The sequence below is a fragment of the Kitasatospora sp. NPDC024654 genome, from assembly GCF_055559155.1.
In genome coordinates this window covers 40,275-56,654 of record NZ_JBVHLF010000015.1, presented here as the reverse complement: position 1 = coordinate 56,654, position 16,380 = coordinate 40,275, and the positions used below count along the sequence as shown (strand labels likewise).

The following is a 16,380-nucleotide window of genomic DNA, read 5'->3' as shown; positions in this document are numbered from 1 at the left end:
GGTTCGCCCGAACCGCTCGGGAACCCGTTCGCACCTCTGCCGGACAGGAGAAGGCCGTTGCTCTACTGAGGTCATGAGACACCGCTCCCGCGCTGAGTCCTCGCGCGGCGATCGAGCGTGCTGTCCGACCTCGGCCCGGAGCCGTCCGTTCCGTCCGCCTGTTCCGTCGCGTCCGCACGCCCCTCAGCGGTGTCTCCCGTGGTGCCCACCATCCCTTTGAGCAACCACCCAGGAGGCCCCCGTGGCAGCCACCACCTCCATCCTCTGCACCGACCTCAGCTTCGAGTGGCCCGACGGCACGACCGTGCTGGACCGCTTCCACCTCGCGGTCGGCCCCGGCCGCACCGGCCTGATCGGCCTCAACGGTGCCGGCAAGTCCACCCTGCTGCGCCTGCTCGCGGGCGACCTGACCCCGTCCGGCGGCAGCGTGCGGGTCGCCGGCGAGCTCGGCTACCTGCCGCAGGACCTCGTGCTGGACACCGCGCTGCGCATCGACGAGGTGCTCGGCATCCGGGCCCGCCGCGAGGCGCTGCACGCGATCGAGTCCGGCGACGTCGACGAGCGGCACTTCGGCACGCTCGGCGACGACTGGGACGTCGAGGAGCGCGCCCGCGCGGCCCTCGACCGGCTGGGCCTCGGTGGGCTGGACCTCGACCGGACCACCGGCGAACTCTCCGGCGGCGAGGCCGTGTTGCTCCGGCTGGCGGCCCTGCTGTTGGCCCGGCCCGACGTGCTGCTGCTCGACGAGCCGACCAACAACCTGGACCTCGCCGCCCGCGAACGCCTCTACGAGGCCGTCGCGAGCTGGGCCGGCGTGCTGGTCGTGGTCAGTCACGACCGCGAGCTACTGGAGCGGGTCGACCAGATCGCCGACCTGCGGGCCGGTGAAGTGACCTGGTACGGCGGCAACTTCGGCGACTACCAGCGCACCCTGGCGGCCGAGCAGGAGGCCGCCGACCGGCTGGTCCGGGTCGCGGAGGGCGACGTGCAGCGCCAGGAGCGCGAACTCGCCGAGGCGAACGTCAAGTTGGCCCGTCGGGTGCGCTACGGCAAGAAGATGCACGAGAACAAGCGCGAGCCCAGGATCGTGATGAACGAGCGCAAGCGGCAGGCCCAGGTGTCGGCCGGCAAGCACCGGGTCATGCACACCGAGCGGCTGGAGGAGGCCCGCGAGCGGCTCACCGCCGCCGAGGAGGCGATCCGGGACGACGCCGAGATCCGGATCGACCTGCCGCGCACCGAGGTCCCGGCCGGCCGTACCGTGCTCTCGCTGGAGGCGGTCCGCCCGGCCTTCGGGCCGAGCATCGCCCTCGACCTGCGCGGTTCCGAGCGGATCGCGCTGGTCGGGCGCAACGGCTCCGGCAAGTCCACCCTGCTACGGACCATCGCCGGCGAACTCCCGCCGCTGGCCGGGACGGTCAACGTACCGGTCCCGCTGCGGTACCTGCCGCAGCGGCTCGACCTGCTCGACGACGCGCTGAGCGTCGCCGACAACGTCAAGGCCTTCGCGCCCGGGATCACCGACAACCTGGTCCGGGCCCGGCTGGCCCGCTTCCTGTTCCGCGCCGGCCGGGCCGACCAGCCGGCCGGCACGCTCTCCGGCGGGGAGCGGTTCCGGGCGGCGCTGGCCGCGCTGCTGCTGGCCGACCCGCCACCGCAGTTGCTGCTGCTCGACGAGCCGACCAACAACCTCGACCTGGCGAGCGTGCGGCAGCTCACCCAGGCGCTGTCGTCCTACCGCGGGGCGCTCGTGGTGGCCAGCCACGACCTGCCGTTCCTGCGCGGGCTCGGGATCACCCGCTGGCTGCGGCTGGACGGGACGGGGTTGCGGCGGGTGGACCCGATGTGAGCGGTACCGGACGGGTACCGGCCGCGGTACCCGTCCGGTACCCTGACGGGCATGCCAGCTCTCAACATCGAGTACACGGAGACCGAACTGGCCGCGATCCGTGAGGCGGCGGCCGCGGACGGCAAGAGCGTGAAGGCCTACGTGCACGACCTGAGCGTGCGGGAGCAGCAACGCCGCACGTTCGTCAACCACGGTGTGGCGTTCTGGAACGCGCACCTGGCGGAGTTCGACGAGGCCTTCCCCGAGGACACGCCCGCCGCCAAGCGCCCCGCGGCGTGAGGATGATGCTGCACGTCGACATCCGCTGGTTGCTGGACGTCCAGGAGCAGGCCTCGCCGGAGGACCTGAGCGTCCGCGACTACTCCGCGCTGCAGGCCGCCGTCGCGCGGCACCGGGTGAACACCGCCCAGCTCGGCCACGATGCCGACCCGGCCTGGTGCGCCGCCGCCCTGATGCACACCATCGCGCTGCTGCGGCCGCTGCCCGCCCGCAACAACCTGTTCGCCTGCATGGCCACCGCCGCCTACATGCACGCCGCCAAGGAGGGCATCGACCCGCCGTACGGCGCGCTGGTGGAGCTGGCGCGCGACGTCGCCGAGGGAACGGCGGACGTGTTCGCGGCGGCCGACCGGATCCGCGACTGGCGGATCTGATCGGACCTTCGGCGGGGACCGGGCGCCGGGATCAGGCGGGTTGCGGGCGGAACCTCGCACGGAGCCTGGCGCGCACCGCCGTACCGAGCCGGTCCAGGCCGACCACGCCCGCCGCCAGGATGACGAACTCCACCGTCAGCTGGGCGATCTGCAGGGCGACCCAGCCGTAGCCGTGCCCGGTCGGGTCGAGGAAGAAGTACGGGTACTTGTTCGGGAAGCTCGGGAACAGCGCCGCCCGCAGCAGGGTCAGCGCCGCGTAGCCGAGCGGGAACGAGAGCCAGAGCGGCAGGTCCCGCCAACGCGAGGCGTTGCGCGGTTTGTTGCCGAGCCAGTCGCCGACCACCAGCACCGGCGTCACGTAGTGCAGGAAGAACGACGACCAGTTCGACAACCGGTCCGCCCCGGACCCGGAGACCAGGCCGGGCAGCGGGCTGACACCGTGGTTGAGCACGAAGTGCGCGACCAGCCCGGTGATCACGATGTAGAGCGTGACCGCGCCGCGCAGCCGTGGCGCGGGTCCGTCCACCGTGTCGCGTCTGAGCATCCAGTAGACGGCGCCGACGAAGTAGCCGAGGACCGCGACGTTGCTCTGGACCGTGAAGTACACCAGTGAGCTGGTGCCGAGGAGCAGTCCGAGCCCGGAGGAGGCGACGATGGCGAGCCGCCACCAGAGGGCGGGAGCGGTCCGGACGGACATGCGTTCACCAGGTTCGTCGATCGTCGGGCAGCCTTCGTCGGGCAGCGGGTCCGCCGTCCGAGTCCGGGTACTCTACCCACGGGTACGGCTCCGGGGGAGTCCTCCCGCAGGACGAAAACCCGACGCGGATCCCCTGGTCACAGCCCGTGTCCGGCGGCCTGGAGACCGCCGGTCTCAGTCGGTCGTCGGCTGCAGCGTCGCCGGTCCGCGCTCGGCGGCGCCTCTGCTCCTCGCCTGCCACAGCCGGTCCAGGGCGAGGGCACCGGGGCCGGCCACCGCGATGGTGAGGAAGATCCAGCAGTACAGCACCGCCGGCTCGCCGCCGTTCTGGATCGGCCAGAGCGCGTGCTGCTGGTGGACGGTGAAGTACGCGTACGCCATCGACCCCGAGCAGAGCAGTGCCGCCGGCCGGGCCACCAGGCCGATCAACACCAGTATGCCGCCGACCAGTTGGATCAGCCCGGCCCACCATCCCGGCCACTGTCCGACCGGTGTGCTGGCGCCCCCGTGCGTTCCGCCGAGGACCCCGAACAGGGTGGCCGCGCCGTGGCAGGCGAACAGCAGGGCGGCTACGATCCGCAGCAGGCCCAGCGCCTGGGCGGGCGCCGCGGCGACGACGCTGGCTGGAAGGCGTGGGACGGTGGCCATGGGGACTCCTCGGGTCGGGTGTGGGGGGAGTCGGGGGGCTGTCACTCGGAAGTCGAGCGAGCTCCAACTCTTTGACGTGACACCGTCATCTTGACGCCATGTCAGCCCGAGGGCCAGGCCTGACGGCTCTGAGGTTCTTCTGAATTCCCGTTCCGGGGCATCGCCGCCGGCCCGCTCCTCGCCTGTCGGCTGACGGAAGCCGTCATCTGTCAGCTGCTACCCGTCAGTCGTCACTCCTCGGGCCGACCACCCTTGTTACCGGCGAGTCACCGGCATACCATCGCGGGTGTTACAGCTCCACTGTCACGCTCGCGGGCGACGCGACGATGCGAGGAGACGACCAGGTGGTGACCAGCGGTGGCCGACGCTGACCAGGCGCGGGTGGCGGAGCCGGCCGGCCCGCTGGCCGGGGTGCGGGTGGTGGAGCTGGCAGGGATCGGCCCGGGCCCGTTCGCCGCGATGCTGCTGGCCGACCTCGGCGCCGACGTGGTGCGGGTGGACCGCCCCGGCCCGTCCCCGCTCGCCGGCGACCCGGCGCACGACCTGACCAACCGCAACAAGCGCTCGGTGCTGATCGACCTCAAGTCCCCCGAGGGTCCCGGCCTGCTGCTCGACCTCGCCGAGCGGGCCGACCTGCTGATCGAGGGCTACCGTCCGGGCGTGGCCGAGCGGCTCGGCGTCGGCCCGGACGCCTGCCTGGCCCGCAACCCCGCGCTGGTGTACGGCCGGATGACCGGCTGGGGCCAGAGCGGCCCGCTCGCGGCCACCGCCGGCCACGACATCGACTACACCGCGCTGACCGGGGTGCTCGGCATGATCGGCCCGGCCGACGGCCACGGTTCCGACGGCGACGGCCCGCCCAGCATCCCGCTCAACCTGCTCGGCGACTACGCCGGTGGCTCGCTCTACCTGGTGATCGGCCTGCTCGCGGCGCTGCAGCACGCCCGGACCACCGGCGCCGGCCAGGTGGTGGACGCGGCCATCGTCGACGGCACCGCCCATCTCACCACGCTCTTCTGGGGGTTGCGTGCCGAGGGCCGCTGGCGGGACCGCCGTGGCGGCAACCTGCTGGACGGTGGCGCGCCCTGCTACGCGATCTACCAGGCCGCCGATGGCGGGTACTTCGCGGTCGGCGCGCTGGAGCCGCAGTTCTACGCCGAGTTCGCCCGTCTGCTGGAGCTCGGCGAGGACGCGCCCGGCCAGTACGACACCGCCCGCTGGCCGGAGTTGCGGGCCCGGATCGCCACCCGCTTCGCTACCCGCGGCACCGCCGAGTGGACGGCCGTCTTCGCGGGTACCGACGCCTGCGTGACGCCCGTCCTGACGCTGGACCAGGCCGCCGTCCATCCACACCTGGTGGCCCGCGCCACCTACGTCGAGCGGGACGGCATCACCCAACCCGCCCCCGCCCCGAGGTTCTCCGCCACCCCCACCGCGCTGCGCCGTCCACCCGCCCGGCCCGGCGCCGACACCGCCGAGGTGGCCCGCGACTGGGGCCTGCCCGCCCTGGACCGGTGGAGCCGTCCCGCCCGCACGACCAACTCCTCCGAAAGGCAGCCATCGTGAGTACCGAAGCCTACGTCTACGAGGCGATCCGCACCCCGCGTGGACGCGGCAAGGCCAACGGTTCCCTGCACGGGACCAAGCCGGTCGACCTGGTGGTCGGCCTGATCCGCGAACTCCTCACCCGGCTGCCCGGGTTGGACCCGGCGGCGATCGACGACGTGGTGCTCGGCGTGGTCAGCCCGCTGGGCGACCAGGGCTCCGACATCGCCCGGATCGCCGCCATCGCGGCCGGCCTGCCCGACACGGTGGCCGGCGTGCAGGAGAACCGCTTCTGCGCCTCGGGCCTGGAGTCGGTCAACCTGGCCGCGGCCAAGGTCCGTTCGGGCTGGGAGGACCTGGTGCTGGCGGGCGGTGTCGAGTCGATGTCGCGGGTCCCGATGGGCTCCGACGGCGGCGCCTGGGCTATGGACCCGATGACCAACTACGAGTCGAGCTTCATCCCGCAGGGCGTCGGCGCCGACCTGATCGCCACCATCGAGGGCTTCACCCGGGCCGACGTGGACGCCTTCGCCGCCGAGTCGCAGTCCCGCGCGGCCAAGGCCCAGGCGGACGGGCTCTTCGACCGTTCGGTGGTCCCGGTCCGCGACCGCAACGGCCTGATCGTGCTGGAGCGCGACGAGTACCTGCGCCCCGGCACCACCGTGGAGACCCTGGGCGGCCTGAAGCCCTCCTTCGCCGGGATCGGCGAGGCCGGCGGCTTCGACGCGGTCGCGTTGCAGAAGTACCACTGGGTGGAGCGGATCGACCACGTCCACACGGCCGGCAACTCCTCCGGCATCGTGGACGGCGCCTCGCTGGTGGCGATCGGCACCCGCGAGGTGGGGGAGCGGTACGGGCTGCGCCCGCGGGCCCGGATCGTCTCGGCCGCGGTCTCCGGATCCGAGCCCACCATCATGCTCACCGGTCCGGCCCCGGCCACCCGCAAGGCGCTCGCCAAGGCCGGCCTGACCGCCGCCGACATCGACCTGGTGGAGATCAACGAGGCGTTCGCCGCGGTCGCGCTGCGCTTCATCCGGGAACTGGGCTTCCGCCCCGACCAGGTGAACGTCAACGGCGGCGCGATCGCGCTCGGCCACCCGCTGGGCGCCACCGGCGCGATGCTGCTCGGCACCGTCATCGACGAGCTGGAGCGCCGGGACCAGCGCTACGGCCTGGTCACGCTCTGCGTCGGCGGCGGCATGGGCATCGCCACCATCGTCGAGCGGCTCTGACCACCCCCGTCCCCTCCTGGAGAGAAACCCCATGACCGACGCATCCGTCGCATCCGTTGTCCGCTGGGAGCAGGACCAGGACGGGGTGGTCACGCTCGTCCTCGACGATCCCACCCAGTCCGTCAACACCATGAACGCCGCCTTCACCGCCTCCTTCGAGGCCGTGGTGGCGCGGCTGGCGGCCACCGAGGGGCTGCGCGGGGTGGTGATCACCTCGGCCAAGAAGACCTTCTTCGCCGGCGGTGACCTGCGGCTGCTCTCGGCCGCCGGTCCCGAGGACGCCGAGCAGGTCTTCGCCTCCTCGCTGCGGATCAAGCGCGACCTGCGCACCCTGGAGACGCTGGGCGTGCCGGTGGTCGCGGCGATCAACGGCAGCGCGCTCGGTGGCGGCCTGGAGCTGGCCCTCGCCTGCCACCACCGGATCGCGCTCGATGTGCCCGCCAGCCGGATCGGCCTGCCCGAGGTCACCCTGGGCCTGCTGCCCGGTGGTGGCGGGGTGGTCCGCACGGTCCGACTGCTCGGCCTCACCGACGCGCTGCTCAAGGTGCTGCTGACCGGCCGTCAGTACCGACCGGCCGCCGCCCTCGAGGCCGGCCTGGTGCACGAACTGGCCACCAGCCAGGATGAGTTGCTGGCCAAGGCGCGGGCCTGGATCGCCGCCCACGAGAGCGCCCAGCAGCCCTGGGACGTCACGGGTTACAAGATCCCCGGCGGCACCCCGGCAACCCCCGCGCTCGCCGCCAACCTGCCCGCGTTCCCGGCCGGTCTGCGCAAGCAGTTGGCGGGCGCCCCCTACTCGGCGCCACGCAACGTGCTGGCGGCCGCGGTCGAGAGCACCCAGGTCGACCTGGACACCGCGATGGTCGTCGAGGCCCGCTACTTCACCGAGTTGGTCTGCGGCCAGACCGCCAAGAACATGATCCAGGCGCTCTTCTTCGACACCCAGGCGGTCAACTCCGGTGCCAGCCGCCCGGCCGGGGTGCCGAAGCGCGAGGTGCGCCGGGTGGCCGTGCTCGGTGCCGGGATGATGGGCGCGGGCATCGCCTACTCCTGTGCCAAGGCGGGCTTCGAGGTCGTCCTGAAGGACGTCAGCCTGGACGCCGCCGAGCGCGGAAAGGCCTACTCGGCCGGGCTGTTGGAGAAGGCGGTGGCACGCGGGCGGTCCACCGCCGAGCAGCGGGACGCGCTGCTGGCCCGGATCACCCCGACCGCCGACGCGGCCGCGCTGGCCGGCTGCGACGCGGTGATCGAGGCGGTCTTCGAGGACGTCGCGCTGAAGCACAAGGTGTTCCAGGAGGTCGAGGGCCTGCTCGCACCCGACGCGCTGCTCTGCTCCAACACCTCGACGCTGCCGATCACGCTGCTCGCCGAGGGCGTCCAGCGGCCGGCCGACTTCATCGGTCTGCACTTCTTCTCGCCGGTGGACAAGATGCCGCTGGTCGAGATCATCAAGGGCGAGCGGACCGGCGAGGAGGCGGTGGCCCGCGCCTTCGACCTGGTCCGCGCGCTGGGCAAGACGCCGATCGTGGTGAACGACTCGCGCGGCTTCTTCACCTCGCGGGTGATCGGCCAGTTCATCAACGAGGGCGTGGCGATGGTCGGCGAGGGCATCGAGCCGGCCTCGATCGAGCAGGCCGCGGCCCAGGCCGGCTATCCGGCCAAGGTGCTCTCGCTGCTCGACGAGCTGACCCTGACGCTGCCGCGCAGGATCCGGGCGGAGGCCCGGCGCGCGGTGGAGGAGGCCGGCGGGGTCTGGCAGTCGCACCCGGCGGACGCCGTGTTCGACCGGATGGTCGAGGAGTTCGGCCGCCCCGGCCGCAGCGGCGGCGCGGGCTTCTACGAGTACGACGCGGACGGCAGGCGTGGCCGGCTCTGGCCCGGACTGCGCGAGCACTTCAGGGCGACGACGCCCGTGGACGTGCCGTTCGAGGACCTGCGGGAGCGGATGCTCTTCGCGGAGGCGCTGGACTCGGTCCGCTGCCTGGAGGAGGGCGTGCTCACCTCGGTGGCCGACGCCAACGTCGGCTCGATCCTGGGCATCGGGTTCCCGGCCTGGACCGGCGGCGTGCTCCAGTACATCAACGGCTACCCCGGCGGCCCGGCCGGGTTCGCCGCCCGGGCACGGCAGTTGGCCGCCGCCTACGGCGAGCGCTTCGCCCCGCCGGCGATGCTGGAGCGGATCGCGGCGGAGGGCGGCCGGTTCACCGACCGGTCCGCCGAAGCCTGACGGCCGCGTGCCCCGGCGGCAACACGCCGCGGGGGCACGCCCGTTCCGCCCACCTGCTACGCCCGACCGTCATGCCCGCTCGGCCAACTGCTCGGCCAGGGAACGGTGGAAGGCCGTCACCAGCGCCTGGGCGAGCAGTGGCTCGATCCCCCCGGTCAGCTCCCGCATCCGCGCCACCTCGGCCGGCGCCGGCCCGCTCTCCCGGAACGGCCGCCACACCGTCTCCCGGAACAGCCGGTGCAACTCCTGGGCAGCGGCCTGGCTGTGCAGCCGCACCACGGCCCGGGTGGCGACGATCACCTCCAGCGGGATCGGCAGGTCCAGCACCCGTGCGCCCAACGGCAGTAGGCCCGGATCGACCCGGAACACCCCGTCCCGGTCGGTCGGTTGCAGCGCGCCCATGGCCACCAGCCGGTCCAGGTCCGGCGCGGACAGCTCGCGGCCGACCCGGCGGGACAACTGCTCGACGCTCGCCTCCTCAGCCGACTCCGGCTGCCAGGCGGCGACCAGCGCCCGATGGATCGCCAGGTCCAACGAGCCGATGTCCGCCGGGAGTTGTGCCAGGTAGCGGTCGATCGCGGCGAGTGTGAGGCCCTGTCGCTGCAACTCCTCGATCAGCTCCAGCCGGTCCAGGTGCGCCACCCCGTACCAGCCCACCCGGCGCGGTCCCAACTCCGGTGGCGGCAACAGCCCGCGCCCGCTGTAGAACCGCACCGTCCGCACCGTCACCCCGGCCCGCGCGGCGAGTTCGTCCACCGTCAACCGCAGCGGCGCGGAATCGGACGGAGTCGGGGCGGGGGAGGGCGCCGGAGCTGCGACCATCGATCTCTCGCCTCCTGTCGTGCCAGACCAGGCTGGCACGACCCTGCTGGGACAGTCCTGCTGTGACAGTAGCAGTGCCCAACTCGGGCCCCCGGTACGCCCGGGGGCCCGGCCGGACGGCGCGGACCTACCGGCACCTGGTCATGTGCCGGTCGGTCGTGGACCGCGCGGCGAGGATCAGCCCACCAGGAGGCCGGCGTGGTGGCGGCGGGCCACCTCGGGGTGGGCGCGGAGGTAGCCCTTCAGCTCGTTGCGGCCGTACTCGGCGAAGAGCGGGTTGGCCGGGTCGGCGGTGGCACCGGGGGCGTGCTGGACGTGCGGGAAGTCCAGCGGCTGGATGTGGGCGTCCAGGCGCGGGTTGTAGAAGAACGGCACGGAGTACCGCTCCCGGCCACCGGGCGGGCTGACCACGCGGTGGTTGGTGGCCTTGAGGTAGCCGTCGGTGGCGACTTCGAGCAACTCGCCGAGGTTGACCACGAAGGCGCCCGGCATCGACGGGACGTCCAGGAAGCTGCCGTCGGGGCGTTCGACCTGCAGGCCCGGGACGCCGTCGGTGAGCAGCAGGGTGAGGAAGCCGTAGTCCTTGTGCGCGCCCACCCCCTGGCCGGCGCCGTCGGGCGCGCTGCCGGGGTAGCGGACCAGCTTGAGGCGCAGGTGCGGGTGGCCGGCGAAGACGTCGTCGTAGAAGTCGGGCTTGGCGCCGATCGCGGCGAGCAGTTCGTGCAGCAGTCGCTCGGCGACCGCGCTGAGCCGGTCGATCCAGTCCAGCGCGGCGGCGCGCAGCGTGGGCAGTCCGGCCGGCCACTGGTTCGGGCCCTCCAGCCACCAGTAGTCCGGCTCGCCCTCGGCCGGTCGGTGGACCGGGAGTTCGGCGCCTATGTCGAGCTGGTCGCGCCAGTCGCTGCGGCCGCCGGTGCGCTCGTCGCCGATCCGCGTGTAGCCGCGGAAATGAGGGGAGTTGAGGTTGCTGATGGCCAGCCGCTCGGCCTCGGGGAGCGCGAAGAAGGCGTGCATGGCGTCGGTGAGCCGGGCGGTCTCCGCCGCGGTGATGCCGTGGCCGGTCAGGTGGAAGAAACCGACCTCGGTGGCGGCCCGGTGCAGGGCGGTGTGCAGGGCGGCCCGTTCCTCGGCGCTGCCGGAGGCGGCGGAGAGGTCGATCACCGGAAGGGCGTCGAACGGGACGGCGGAGACGGAAGGGACAGAAGTGTGCTGCTGCGACATAAGGTGACATCCGCTGGGTATGCCCGGTCGGTTCCGGCGGTGGCCGGGAACGCCGGAGGCGCGGCGGGGTATGGGCGGCGCCCCCGGGACCGGGGTCCGAAGGTGAGGGTGGGGTCAGCGGTAGCGTCGACAGGACATGCTCGTGACGCGGAGCAGGTCCACGTGACGGCGACTGACCAGGAGAAGCAGGGGAAGCACGTCAACCAGCGTAGACGAGGCGCGGCGGTGGCCGGGAAGCGGTCTGCATGCTCCCCCATTATCGGGTCGGCCGGCTGGCCCGTCGATGGCCAGACCGGCCGTTTCGGCTCTGGCCGAAAATGCTCCCGGAACGGAAGAGTCCGGAACGGAAGGCCCCGGAGCGGAAGGCCCCGGAAGGGAAGGCGCGGGGGTGCCTACTGCCCGTCCCGGTACGCCTCCAGCAGCCGCAGCCAGACCTCGCTCACCGTCGGATAGGACGGCACCGCGTGCCAGAGCCGGTCCAGCGGCACCTCGCCCACCACCGCGACCGTCGCCGAGTGCAGCAGCTCGCCGATGCCGGGCCCGACGAAGGTGACGCCGACCAGGCAGCCGCGGTCCTCGTCCACCACCATCCGGGCCCGGCCCTGGTAGCCGTCGGCCTGCAGCGAGGCGCCGGCCACCTGGCCGATCTCGTAGTCGACCACCCGCACCCGCAGTCCGGCCCGCGCGGCGGCCGTCGCGGTCAGCCCGACCGACACCGCCTCCGGGTCGGTGAAGACCACCTGCGGCACGGCCGCGTGGTCCGCGGTCGCCACGTGCGCGCCCCAGCGGGCGGTGTCCACCGGCCTGCCGAGCGCCCGGGCGGCGATCGCCGCCCCCGCCATCCGCCCCTGGTACTTGCCCTGGTGAGTGAGGAGCGCCCGGTGGTTGACGTCCCCCATCGCGTACAGCCACTCGCCGTCCACCCCGCGGACCAGGCAGCTGTCGTCCACCTCCAGCCAGGAGCCGTCGGTCAGCCCGACGCTCGCCAGGCCCAGCGCGTCGGTGCGCGGCGCCCGGCCGGTGGCGTAGAGCACCTCCTCGACCTCCAGGCCCTCGCCGCTGTCCAGCCGCACGGTGACCGTGCCGTTCACCCGGTGCAGCTCGGTCACCGTGACGCCGGTCCGCACCACCACCCCGGCAGCGGCCAGCCCGGCGCCGACCAGTTCCCCGGCGAACGGCTCCATCCGCGGCAGCAGCCCGGCCCCACGGACCAGCATGGTGACCCGGGAGCCGAGCGCCTGCCAGGCCGTGGCCATCTCCACGCCCACCACGCCGCCGCCGACCACCGCCAGCCGGCGCGGCACCGTGGCGGCGCTGGTGGCGTCGCGGCTGGTCCACGGGCGGGCCTCGGCCAGCCCCGGCACGTCGGCGGGCAGCACCGCGCGGCTGCCGGTGCACACGGCCACGGCGTGTCGCGCGGTGAGCAGCCGCTCCCCACCGTCCGGCGTGCGCACCGCGACCCGACGCGGACCGTCCAGCCGCCCCTCGCCGCGGACCAGCACCGCGCCGGTCCCCTCCAGCCAGGCGACCTGCCCGTCGTCCTTCCAGTGCGCGACGAAGGAGTCCCGCCGGGCCAGCACGGCCGGGGCGTCCAGCGTGCCGGTGGCCGCCTCGCGCGAGCCGGCCACCGCCCGCGCGGCCCTCAGCGCGGCGGGCGGGCGCAGCAGTGCCTTGCTCGGCATGCACGCCCAGTACGAGCACTCGCCGCCGACCAGTTCGCTCTCCACCACGGCGGTGGTCAGGCCGGCCGCCCTGGTCCGGTCGGCGACGTTCTCACCGGTCGGGCCGCCGCCCAGGACGATCACGTCGAAGGTGTCCGGGCCGTTGCCGTCGTCGGTCACAGGGCTCACGTGCGCTCCTCGGGGTCGCTGGTCCGCCGCCGGTGGGCGGTCAGGCCATCCTGGCCCGCAGGCGCCCAGCTTGCCCGGCGGCGCGCGAGATCCGTGAGTACCCCGGCGCGCGTGGTGGGCGTGCGGGTGGCGAGGGCGCGCGGGCAGCTACAGTGCGCCAGCTCGTTGCAGCCGGGTGAGCGAGAGCCACCCCGGGAACACCGGCAGCACCAGCGTGATCAGCCGGAACAGCACCACCGACCCCAGCGCGGTGGCGTGCCCGAGCGAGGCCGCCGCCGTCAGCAGGGCGGCGGTGGAGCTCTCCACCGCGAGCAGTCCGGCCGGGGTGGGACTCGCCGAGCCGATCGCACTGCCGACCAGGTAGGCGACCGCGACCGCGGCGAACCGCGGGTGCCCGTGCCCGGCCCGCACGCTGCAGTACAGGCAGGCCACCAGCGTCATCGACACCAGCAGCTGCCCGATCACCCCGGCGGCCAGCCGCCCGGGCTGGCGTGACAGGTCGCGCAGCCGGGTGAGCGAGCCGGCGAGCAGCGTCCGCAGCCGGCCCAGCGCCCAGCGCCGCGCGGTCGGCGCCGCCAGCACCCCGGCCGCCAGCAGCACGAGCGCGCCGGCGGCGATCGCCAGCACCGGCCAGGGCACGTGCTGGTGGGCGGCCGGGTCGAAGCCGAGCAGCGAGACGAAGAGCATCAGCTGGAGCAGGTGCAGCCCGAGCCCGACCAAGGAGCCCACCCCCACGCTGGAGACCGCCTCACCCGGTGCCACTCCCGCGCGCTGCAGGAAGCGGGTGTTCAGCGCCATGCCGCCCAGCCCGCCCGGCGCGACCAGCTTCACGAAGGCGCCGGACAGCTGGACCAGCACCGTCCGCCCGAAGCCCAGCCGCTCCGGCACGAACCCGAGGAACCCCAGCGCCGCCGCCGGATAGCTGGCCGCCGCGGCCAGCAGCGCGAGCAGCACCCAACCCGGGTCCGCGCCCAGCACCACCTCGACCGGATCGACGTCCCCCCGCGTCCCCTGGAAGTACAGCAGGACGCCGAAGACGACCGCCCCCGCGACGGTGATCAGCGTCCGCGGCCTGAGCCGCCCGGCCAACCCCGCCCGTCCCGTCCGTCCCTCCAGGGCCGCCGACCGCGGCTGTCCGGCCGGCCGGGCCTCGGGCCCCGCCTCTGATATCTCCGAGATCCCCGTTGTCACGCTGCATGCTCCCACGCGGCCCTCGAGCCGGGTGGGCCGAAGTCGAACAGCGGGGATGTGGTGCACGTCGCACCCCTCGTGCTTGCTCAGGGCACCGTGGCATACTCCGACTCGTGACTGGCAGCCGGATAACGAGGACCCTGCGCGCGTTGGTGTTCGCCGCGCTGGCCGTTCCGTTGTCCGCGGCCGGCCAGGTGGTGGTCACCGGTCGTCCACTGCCGGTGACCCTGGTGTTCGCCGCCGGTGCGGTGGTCTTCCTGCTGGCCGCCGTGGTGTCCGGCACCGAGCGTGGCTTCCTGCAGATCGCCGCGGTGTTCCTGCCGGTGGAGCTGCTGCTCAACACCACCTTCAACCTCGGCCAGGACACCTGCTCACCGCCGACCGGCCGCTCGCACGGCATTGACCTGGTGGTCTGTGGCGGCGGCTCGGTGAGCGACGGCAGCAGCGTGCTGACCATGGCTCCGGCCCTGGTCGAGCTGTTGCTGCTGGTGGTGCACGTGCTGGTCACCGTGCTCGCCGCGCTCTGGCTGCGCTGCGCCGAGACCGCGCTGGCCCGGCTGCCCGAGCTGGTCCGGGCGCTGGCCCGGCTGGCGCCGGACGCGCTGCGCGCCCTGCTGCTCGCGCCGATTCCGGCCCGGCCCGCCCCAGGCGCACCGTTGCCGGAGCCGCGTCCCGAGTACGCGCCCGTCGAGGACCTTCCGCTCAGCCCGTCCCGCCGCCGCGGTCCGCCCGCCGGCTACGCGCTCGCCTGCTGACCGCCCTCCCCGCCCGGGGAGCCGCGGGTCCGGCGCGCGCGTCCGGCCCTCTTTTCCCCTTCGCGGACAGGACTGAGCAATCCCATGGGTAAGACCCCCAACGACAGCAAGCCCAACAAGAGCGGCAACCCGAGCAAGAACGGCCCCCGCGGCAACGGGGCCGACCAGGCGCGGGACCGGCGGCAGAAGATGCACGAGGCCCGGCTGCGCGAGCAGCGCGCCGAGACGATCCGGCGCCGGGTGGTGATCGGCGTCTCCTCGCTGGTGGTGCTCGCACTGGCCGGCGGTGTGGCGCTGGCGATCAACAGCGGCAGCTCCAAGTCGGGCAGCGCCGCGAGCAGCCCCTCCGCTCCGGTGGTCACCCCGGCCAACGTGAGCGGGGACGGCACGGTGATCGTCTACGGCAACCCGAACGCCCAGCACACCCTGCAGGTGTACGAGGACTTCCGCTGCCCGATCTGCAAGAAGTTCGAGACCACCGACGGCAAGGCCGTGCAGGCGCTGGCCGACGACGGCACCTACAAGATCGAGTACCACATCGCCGCGTTCCTGGACGACAACCTGGGTGGCAAGGGCTCGATCCAGGCGCTGGCCGCGGCCGGCGCGGCGCTGAACCAGAGCGTGGACGACTTCAAGAAGTTCCACGACGCGCTGTACGCCAACCAGCCGAGCGAGGAGACCGACGGCTACGGCAACATCAACACCCTGCTCAACGTGGCCGGCCAGGTCCCCGGCCTGAGCACGGACGCCTTCACCAACGCGGTGAAGGCCAACACCTACCTGCCGTGGGCGCAGAAGGTGGCCGCCAAGTTCAACACCAGTGGCGTCACCGGCACCCCGACCCTGAAGCTGGACGGCAAGCAGCTGACCCTCTTCGACAACAGCGGCAACCCGCTCACCCCCGACCAGTACACCGCCATGATCAAGCAGCAGATCGGCTGATGAGATGACGCTCCCCGCCGACGCCGACACCGGTCAGGTGTCGTCGTCCCGTGGCTACTCCGTCCTGCTCGTGGTGGCGGGGGCGATCGGCCTGGCCGGCGCCTTCGTCCTGACCACCGACAAGATCAAGCTGCTGCAGAACCCGAACTACGTCCCGAGCTGCAACATCAATCCGATCATCAGCTGTGGTTCCGTGATGCGCACCGAGCAGGCCTCGGTGTTCGGGTTCCCCAACTCGCTGATCGGGTTGATGGCCTTCGCGGTGGTCGTGACGATCGGCATGGGAGCGCTCGCCGGCGCCCGGTACCGCCGCTGGTTCTGGCTCGGCCTGCAGGCCGGGACGGTCTTCGGGATCGTGCTGATCCACTGGCTGATCGGCCAGACCCTGTACGTGATCGGCGCGGTCTGTCCGTACTGCATGGTGGTCTGGGCGGCGACGATCACGCTGTTCTGGTACACGCTGCTGCACAACCTGCGCACCGGCGTGATCCCGGTCTCCGACCGGCTGCGCCCGGTGGTCCGGGAGTTCCACCGCTACCACTGGGTGGTGCCGGTGCTCTGGTACGCGATCATCCTGCTGCTGGTGCTGAACCGGTTCTGGTACTACTGGAAGACGTTGGTCTGACCCTGCTCGGCAGGGGAGCGGGGGGGGGGGGGGGGGGGGGGGGGGGGGGGGGGGGGGGGGGGGGGGGGGGGGGGGGGGAGGAGGGGGGGGGGGGGGGGGGGAGGAGGGGGAGGGGGGGGAGAG

Annotated in this window: 15 protein-coding genes; 9 read left to right on the top strand and 6 right to left on the bottom strand. The window is 73.1% G+C overall.

Annotated features, from left to right (window positions below):
• Window positions 1–241: 241 nt before the first annotated feature.
• From ACZ38L_RS12195 to ACZ38L_RS12185, 3 genes are read left to right on the top strand one after another with little or no spacing between them, the layout of a single operon-like run.
• Window positions 242–1,849 carry an ABC-F family ATP-binding cassette domain-containing protein gene (locus tag ACZ38L_RS12195; RefSeq protein ID WP_465691881.1) on the top strand — a complete coding sequence of 536 codons (1,608 nt, stop codon included), beginning with the start codon at window positions 242–244 and terminating at the stop codon, window positions 1,847–1,849.
• A 51-nt stretch (window positions 1,850–1,900) separates the two neighbouring features.
• Window positions 1,901–2,128 carry a hypothetical protein gene (locus tag ACZ38L_RS12190; RefSeq protein ID WP_465691879.1) on the top strand — a complete coding sequence of 76 codons (228 nt, stop codon included), beginning with the start codon at window positions 1,901–1,903 and terminating at the stop codon, window positions 2,126–2,128.
• Window positions 2,125–2,502, top strand: a complete 378-nt coding sequence (locus tag ACZ38L_RS12185; RefSeq protein WP_465691877.1) for a toxin Doc — start codon at window positions 2,125–2,127, stop codon at window positions 2,500–2,502. Before ACZ38L_RS12190 ends, ACZ38L_RS12185 begins: the two co-directional genes overlap by 4 nt.
• Before the next feature lie 31 nt (window positions 2,503–2,533).
• Here the strand turns inward: ACZ38L_RS12185 and ACZ38L_RS12180 are convergent, their stop codons facing one another.
• Together ACZ38L_RS12180 and ACZ38L_RS12175 are read right to left on the bottom strand one after the other, a co-directional pair.
• Complete coding sequence (locus ACZ38L_RS12180; RefSeq protein ID WP_465691875.1) at window positions 2,534–3,199, bottom strand: Pr6Pr family membrane protein; 666 nt, start codon at window positions 3,197–3,199, stop codon at window positions 2,534–2,536.
• 174 nt (window positions 3,200–3,373) lie between these two features.
• Window positions 3,374–3,847 (bottom strand): DoxX family protein, encoded by a 474-nt coding sequence (locus tag ACZ38L_RS12175; protein ID WP_465691873.1) that lies wholly within the window; start codon window positions 3,845–3,847, stop codon window positions 3,374–3,376.
• Window positions 3,848–4,249: 402 nt separating this feature from the next.
• Here ACZ38L_RS12175 and ACZ38L_RS12170 point away from each other — a divergent pair, with 402 nt between their 5' ends.
• The 3 genes from ACZ38L_RS12170 to ACZ38L_RS12160 are packed head-to-tail and all read left to right on the top strand — an operon-like array spanning window position 4,250 to window position 8,851.
• A complete protein-coding gene (locus tag ACZ38L_RS12170) occupies window positions 4,250–5,413 on the top strand; it encodes a CaiB/BaiF CoA transferase family protein (RefSeq protein ID WP_465692011.1) in 1,164 nt (387 codons plus the stop codon).
• The gene (locus ACZ38L_RS12165) at window positions 5,410–6,624 is read left to right on the top strand and encodes an acetyl-CoA C-acetyltransferase (protein WP_465691871.1); all 1,215 of its coding nucleotides are present in this window, start codon (window positions 5,410–5,412) and stop codon (window positions 6,622–6,624) included. The genes ACZ38L_RS12170 and ACZ38L_RS12165 overlap by 4 nt, the downstream gene beginning before the upstream one ends.
• Before the next feature lie 31 nt (window positions 6,625–6,655).
• Window positions 6,656–8,851: a 3-hydroxyacyl-CoA dehydrogenase NAD-binding domain-containing protein gene (locus ACZ38L_RS12160; protein WP_465691869.1), complete on the top strand. Its 2,196-nt coding sequence runs from the start codon at window positions 6,656–6,658 to the stop codon at window positions 8,849–8,851.
• A gap of 69 nt (window positions 8,852–8,920) precedes the next feature.
• On the opposite strand, the gene ACZ38L_RS12155 is transcribed toward ACZ38L_RS12160, so the two are convergent.
• The 4 genes from ACZ38L_RS12155 to ACZ38L_RS12140 form a co-directional block, all read right to left on the bottom strand.
• A complete protein-coding gene (locus ACZ38L_RS12155; protein ID WP_396561296.1) occupies window positions 8,921–9,673 on the bottom strand; it encodes a MerR family transcriptional regulator in 753 nt (250 codons plus the stop codon).
• Window positions 9,674–9,850: 177 nt separating this feature from the next.
• Window positions 9,851–10,894 carry an isopenicillin N synthase family dioxygenase gene (locus tag ACZ38L_RS12150; RefSeq protein ID WP_465691867.1) on the bottom strand — a complete coding sequence of 348 codons (1,044 nt, stop codon included), beginning with the start codon at window positions 10,892–10,894 and terminating at the stop codon, window positions 9,851–9,853.
• Window positions 10,895–11,286: 392 nt separating this feature from the next.
• On the bottom strand, window positions 11,287–12,735 hold the full coding sequence (locus ACZ38L_RS12145; RefSeq protein ID WP_465692009.1) for a dihydrolipoyl dehydrogenase family protein: 1,449 nt from the start codon (window positions 12,733–12,735) through the stop codon (window positions 11,287–11,289).
• 156 nt (window positions 12,736–12,891) lie between these two features.
• Window positions 12,892–13,935, bottom strand: coding sequence for a lysylphosphatidylglycerol synthase transmembrane domain-containing protein (locus ACZ38L_RS12140; RefSeq protein ID WP_465691865.1), 1,044 nt, complete (start codon window positions 13,933–13,935; stop codon window positions 12,892–12,894).
• A 113-nt stretch (window positions 13,936–14,048) separates the two neighbouring features.
• Here ACZ38L_RS12140 and ACZ38L_RS12135 point away from each other — a divergent pair, with 113 nt between their 5' ends.
• The 3 genes from ACZ38L_RS12135 to ACZ38L_RS12125 all read left to right on the top strand — a co-directional run bounded on the left by ACZ38L_RS12135 (window position 14,049) and on the right by ACZ38L_RS12125 (window position 16,257).
• A complete protein-coding gene (locus ACZ38L_RS12135) occupies window positions 14,049–14,690 on the top strand; it encodes a hypothetical protein (protein WP_396561290.1) in 642 nt (213 codons plus the stop codon).
• Between the two features lie 84 nt (window positions 14,691–14,774).
• Window positions 14,775–15,632 (top strand): DsbA family protein, encoded by an 858-nt coding sequence (locus ACZ38L_RS12130; protein ID WP_465691863.1) that lies wholly within the window; start codon window positions 14,775–14,777, stop codon window positions 15,630–15,632.
• Window positions 15,633–15,636: 4 nt separating this feature from the next.
• Window positions 15,637–16,257 (top strand): vitamin K epoxide reductase family protein, encoded by a 621-nt coding sequence (locus ACZ38L_RS12125; RefSeq protein WP_465691861.1) that lies wholly within the window; start codon window positions 15,637–15,639, stop codon window positions 16,255–16,257.
• The last annotated feature ends 123 nt before the right edge of the window (window positions 16,258–16,380 follow it).

Excerpts from the sequence above, each read along its gene's own strand:
- ACZ38L_RS12190 (WP_465691879.1), top strand. The coding sequence starts at position 1,901 with ATGCCAGCTCTCAACATCGAGTACACGGAGACCGAACTGGCCGCGATC.
- ACZ38L_RS12180 (WP_465691875.1), bottom strand. The coding sequence starts at position 3,199 with ATGTCCGTCCGGACCGCTCCCGCCCTCTGGTGGCGGCTCGCCATCGTC.
- ACZ38L_RS12175 (WP_465691873.1), bottom strand. The coding sequence starts at position 3,847 with ATGGCCACCGTCCCACGCCTTCCAGCCAGCGTCGTCGCCGCGGCGCCC.
- ACZ38L_RS12160 (WP_465691869.1), top strand. The coding sequence starts at position 6,656 with ATGACCGACGCATCCGTCGCATCCGTTGTCCGCTGGGAGCAGGACCAG.
- ACZ38L_RS12155 (WP_396561296.1), bottom strand. The coding sequence starts at position 9,673 with ATGGTCGCAGCTCCGGCGCCCTCCCCCGCCCCGACTCCGTCCGATTCC.
- ACZ38L_RS12150 (WP_465691867.1), bottom strand. The coding sequence starts at position 10,894 with ATGTCGCAGCAGCACACTTCTGTCCCTTCCGTCTCCGCCGTCCCGTTC.
- ACZ38L_RS12130 (WP_465691863.1), top strand. The coding sequence starts at position 14,775 with ATGGGTAAGACCCCCAACGACAGCAAGCCCAACAAGAGCGGCAACCCG.
- ACZ38L_RS12125 (WP_465691861.1), top strand. The coding sequence starts at position 15,637 with ATGACGCTCCCCGCCGACGCCGACACCGGTCAGGTGTCGTCGTCCCGT.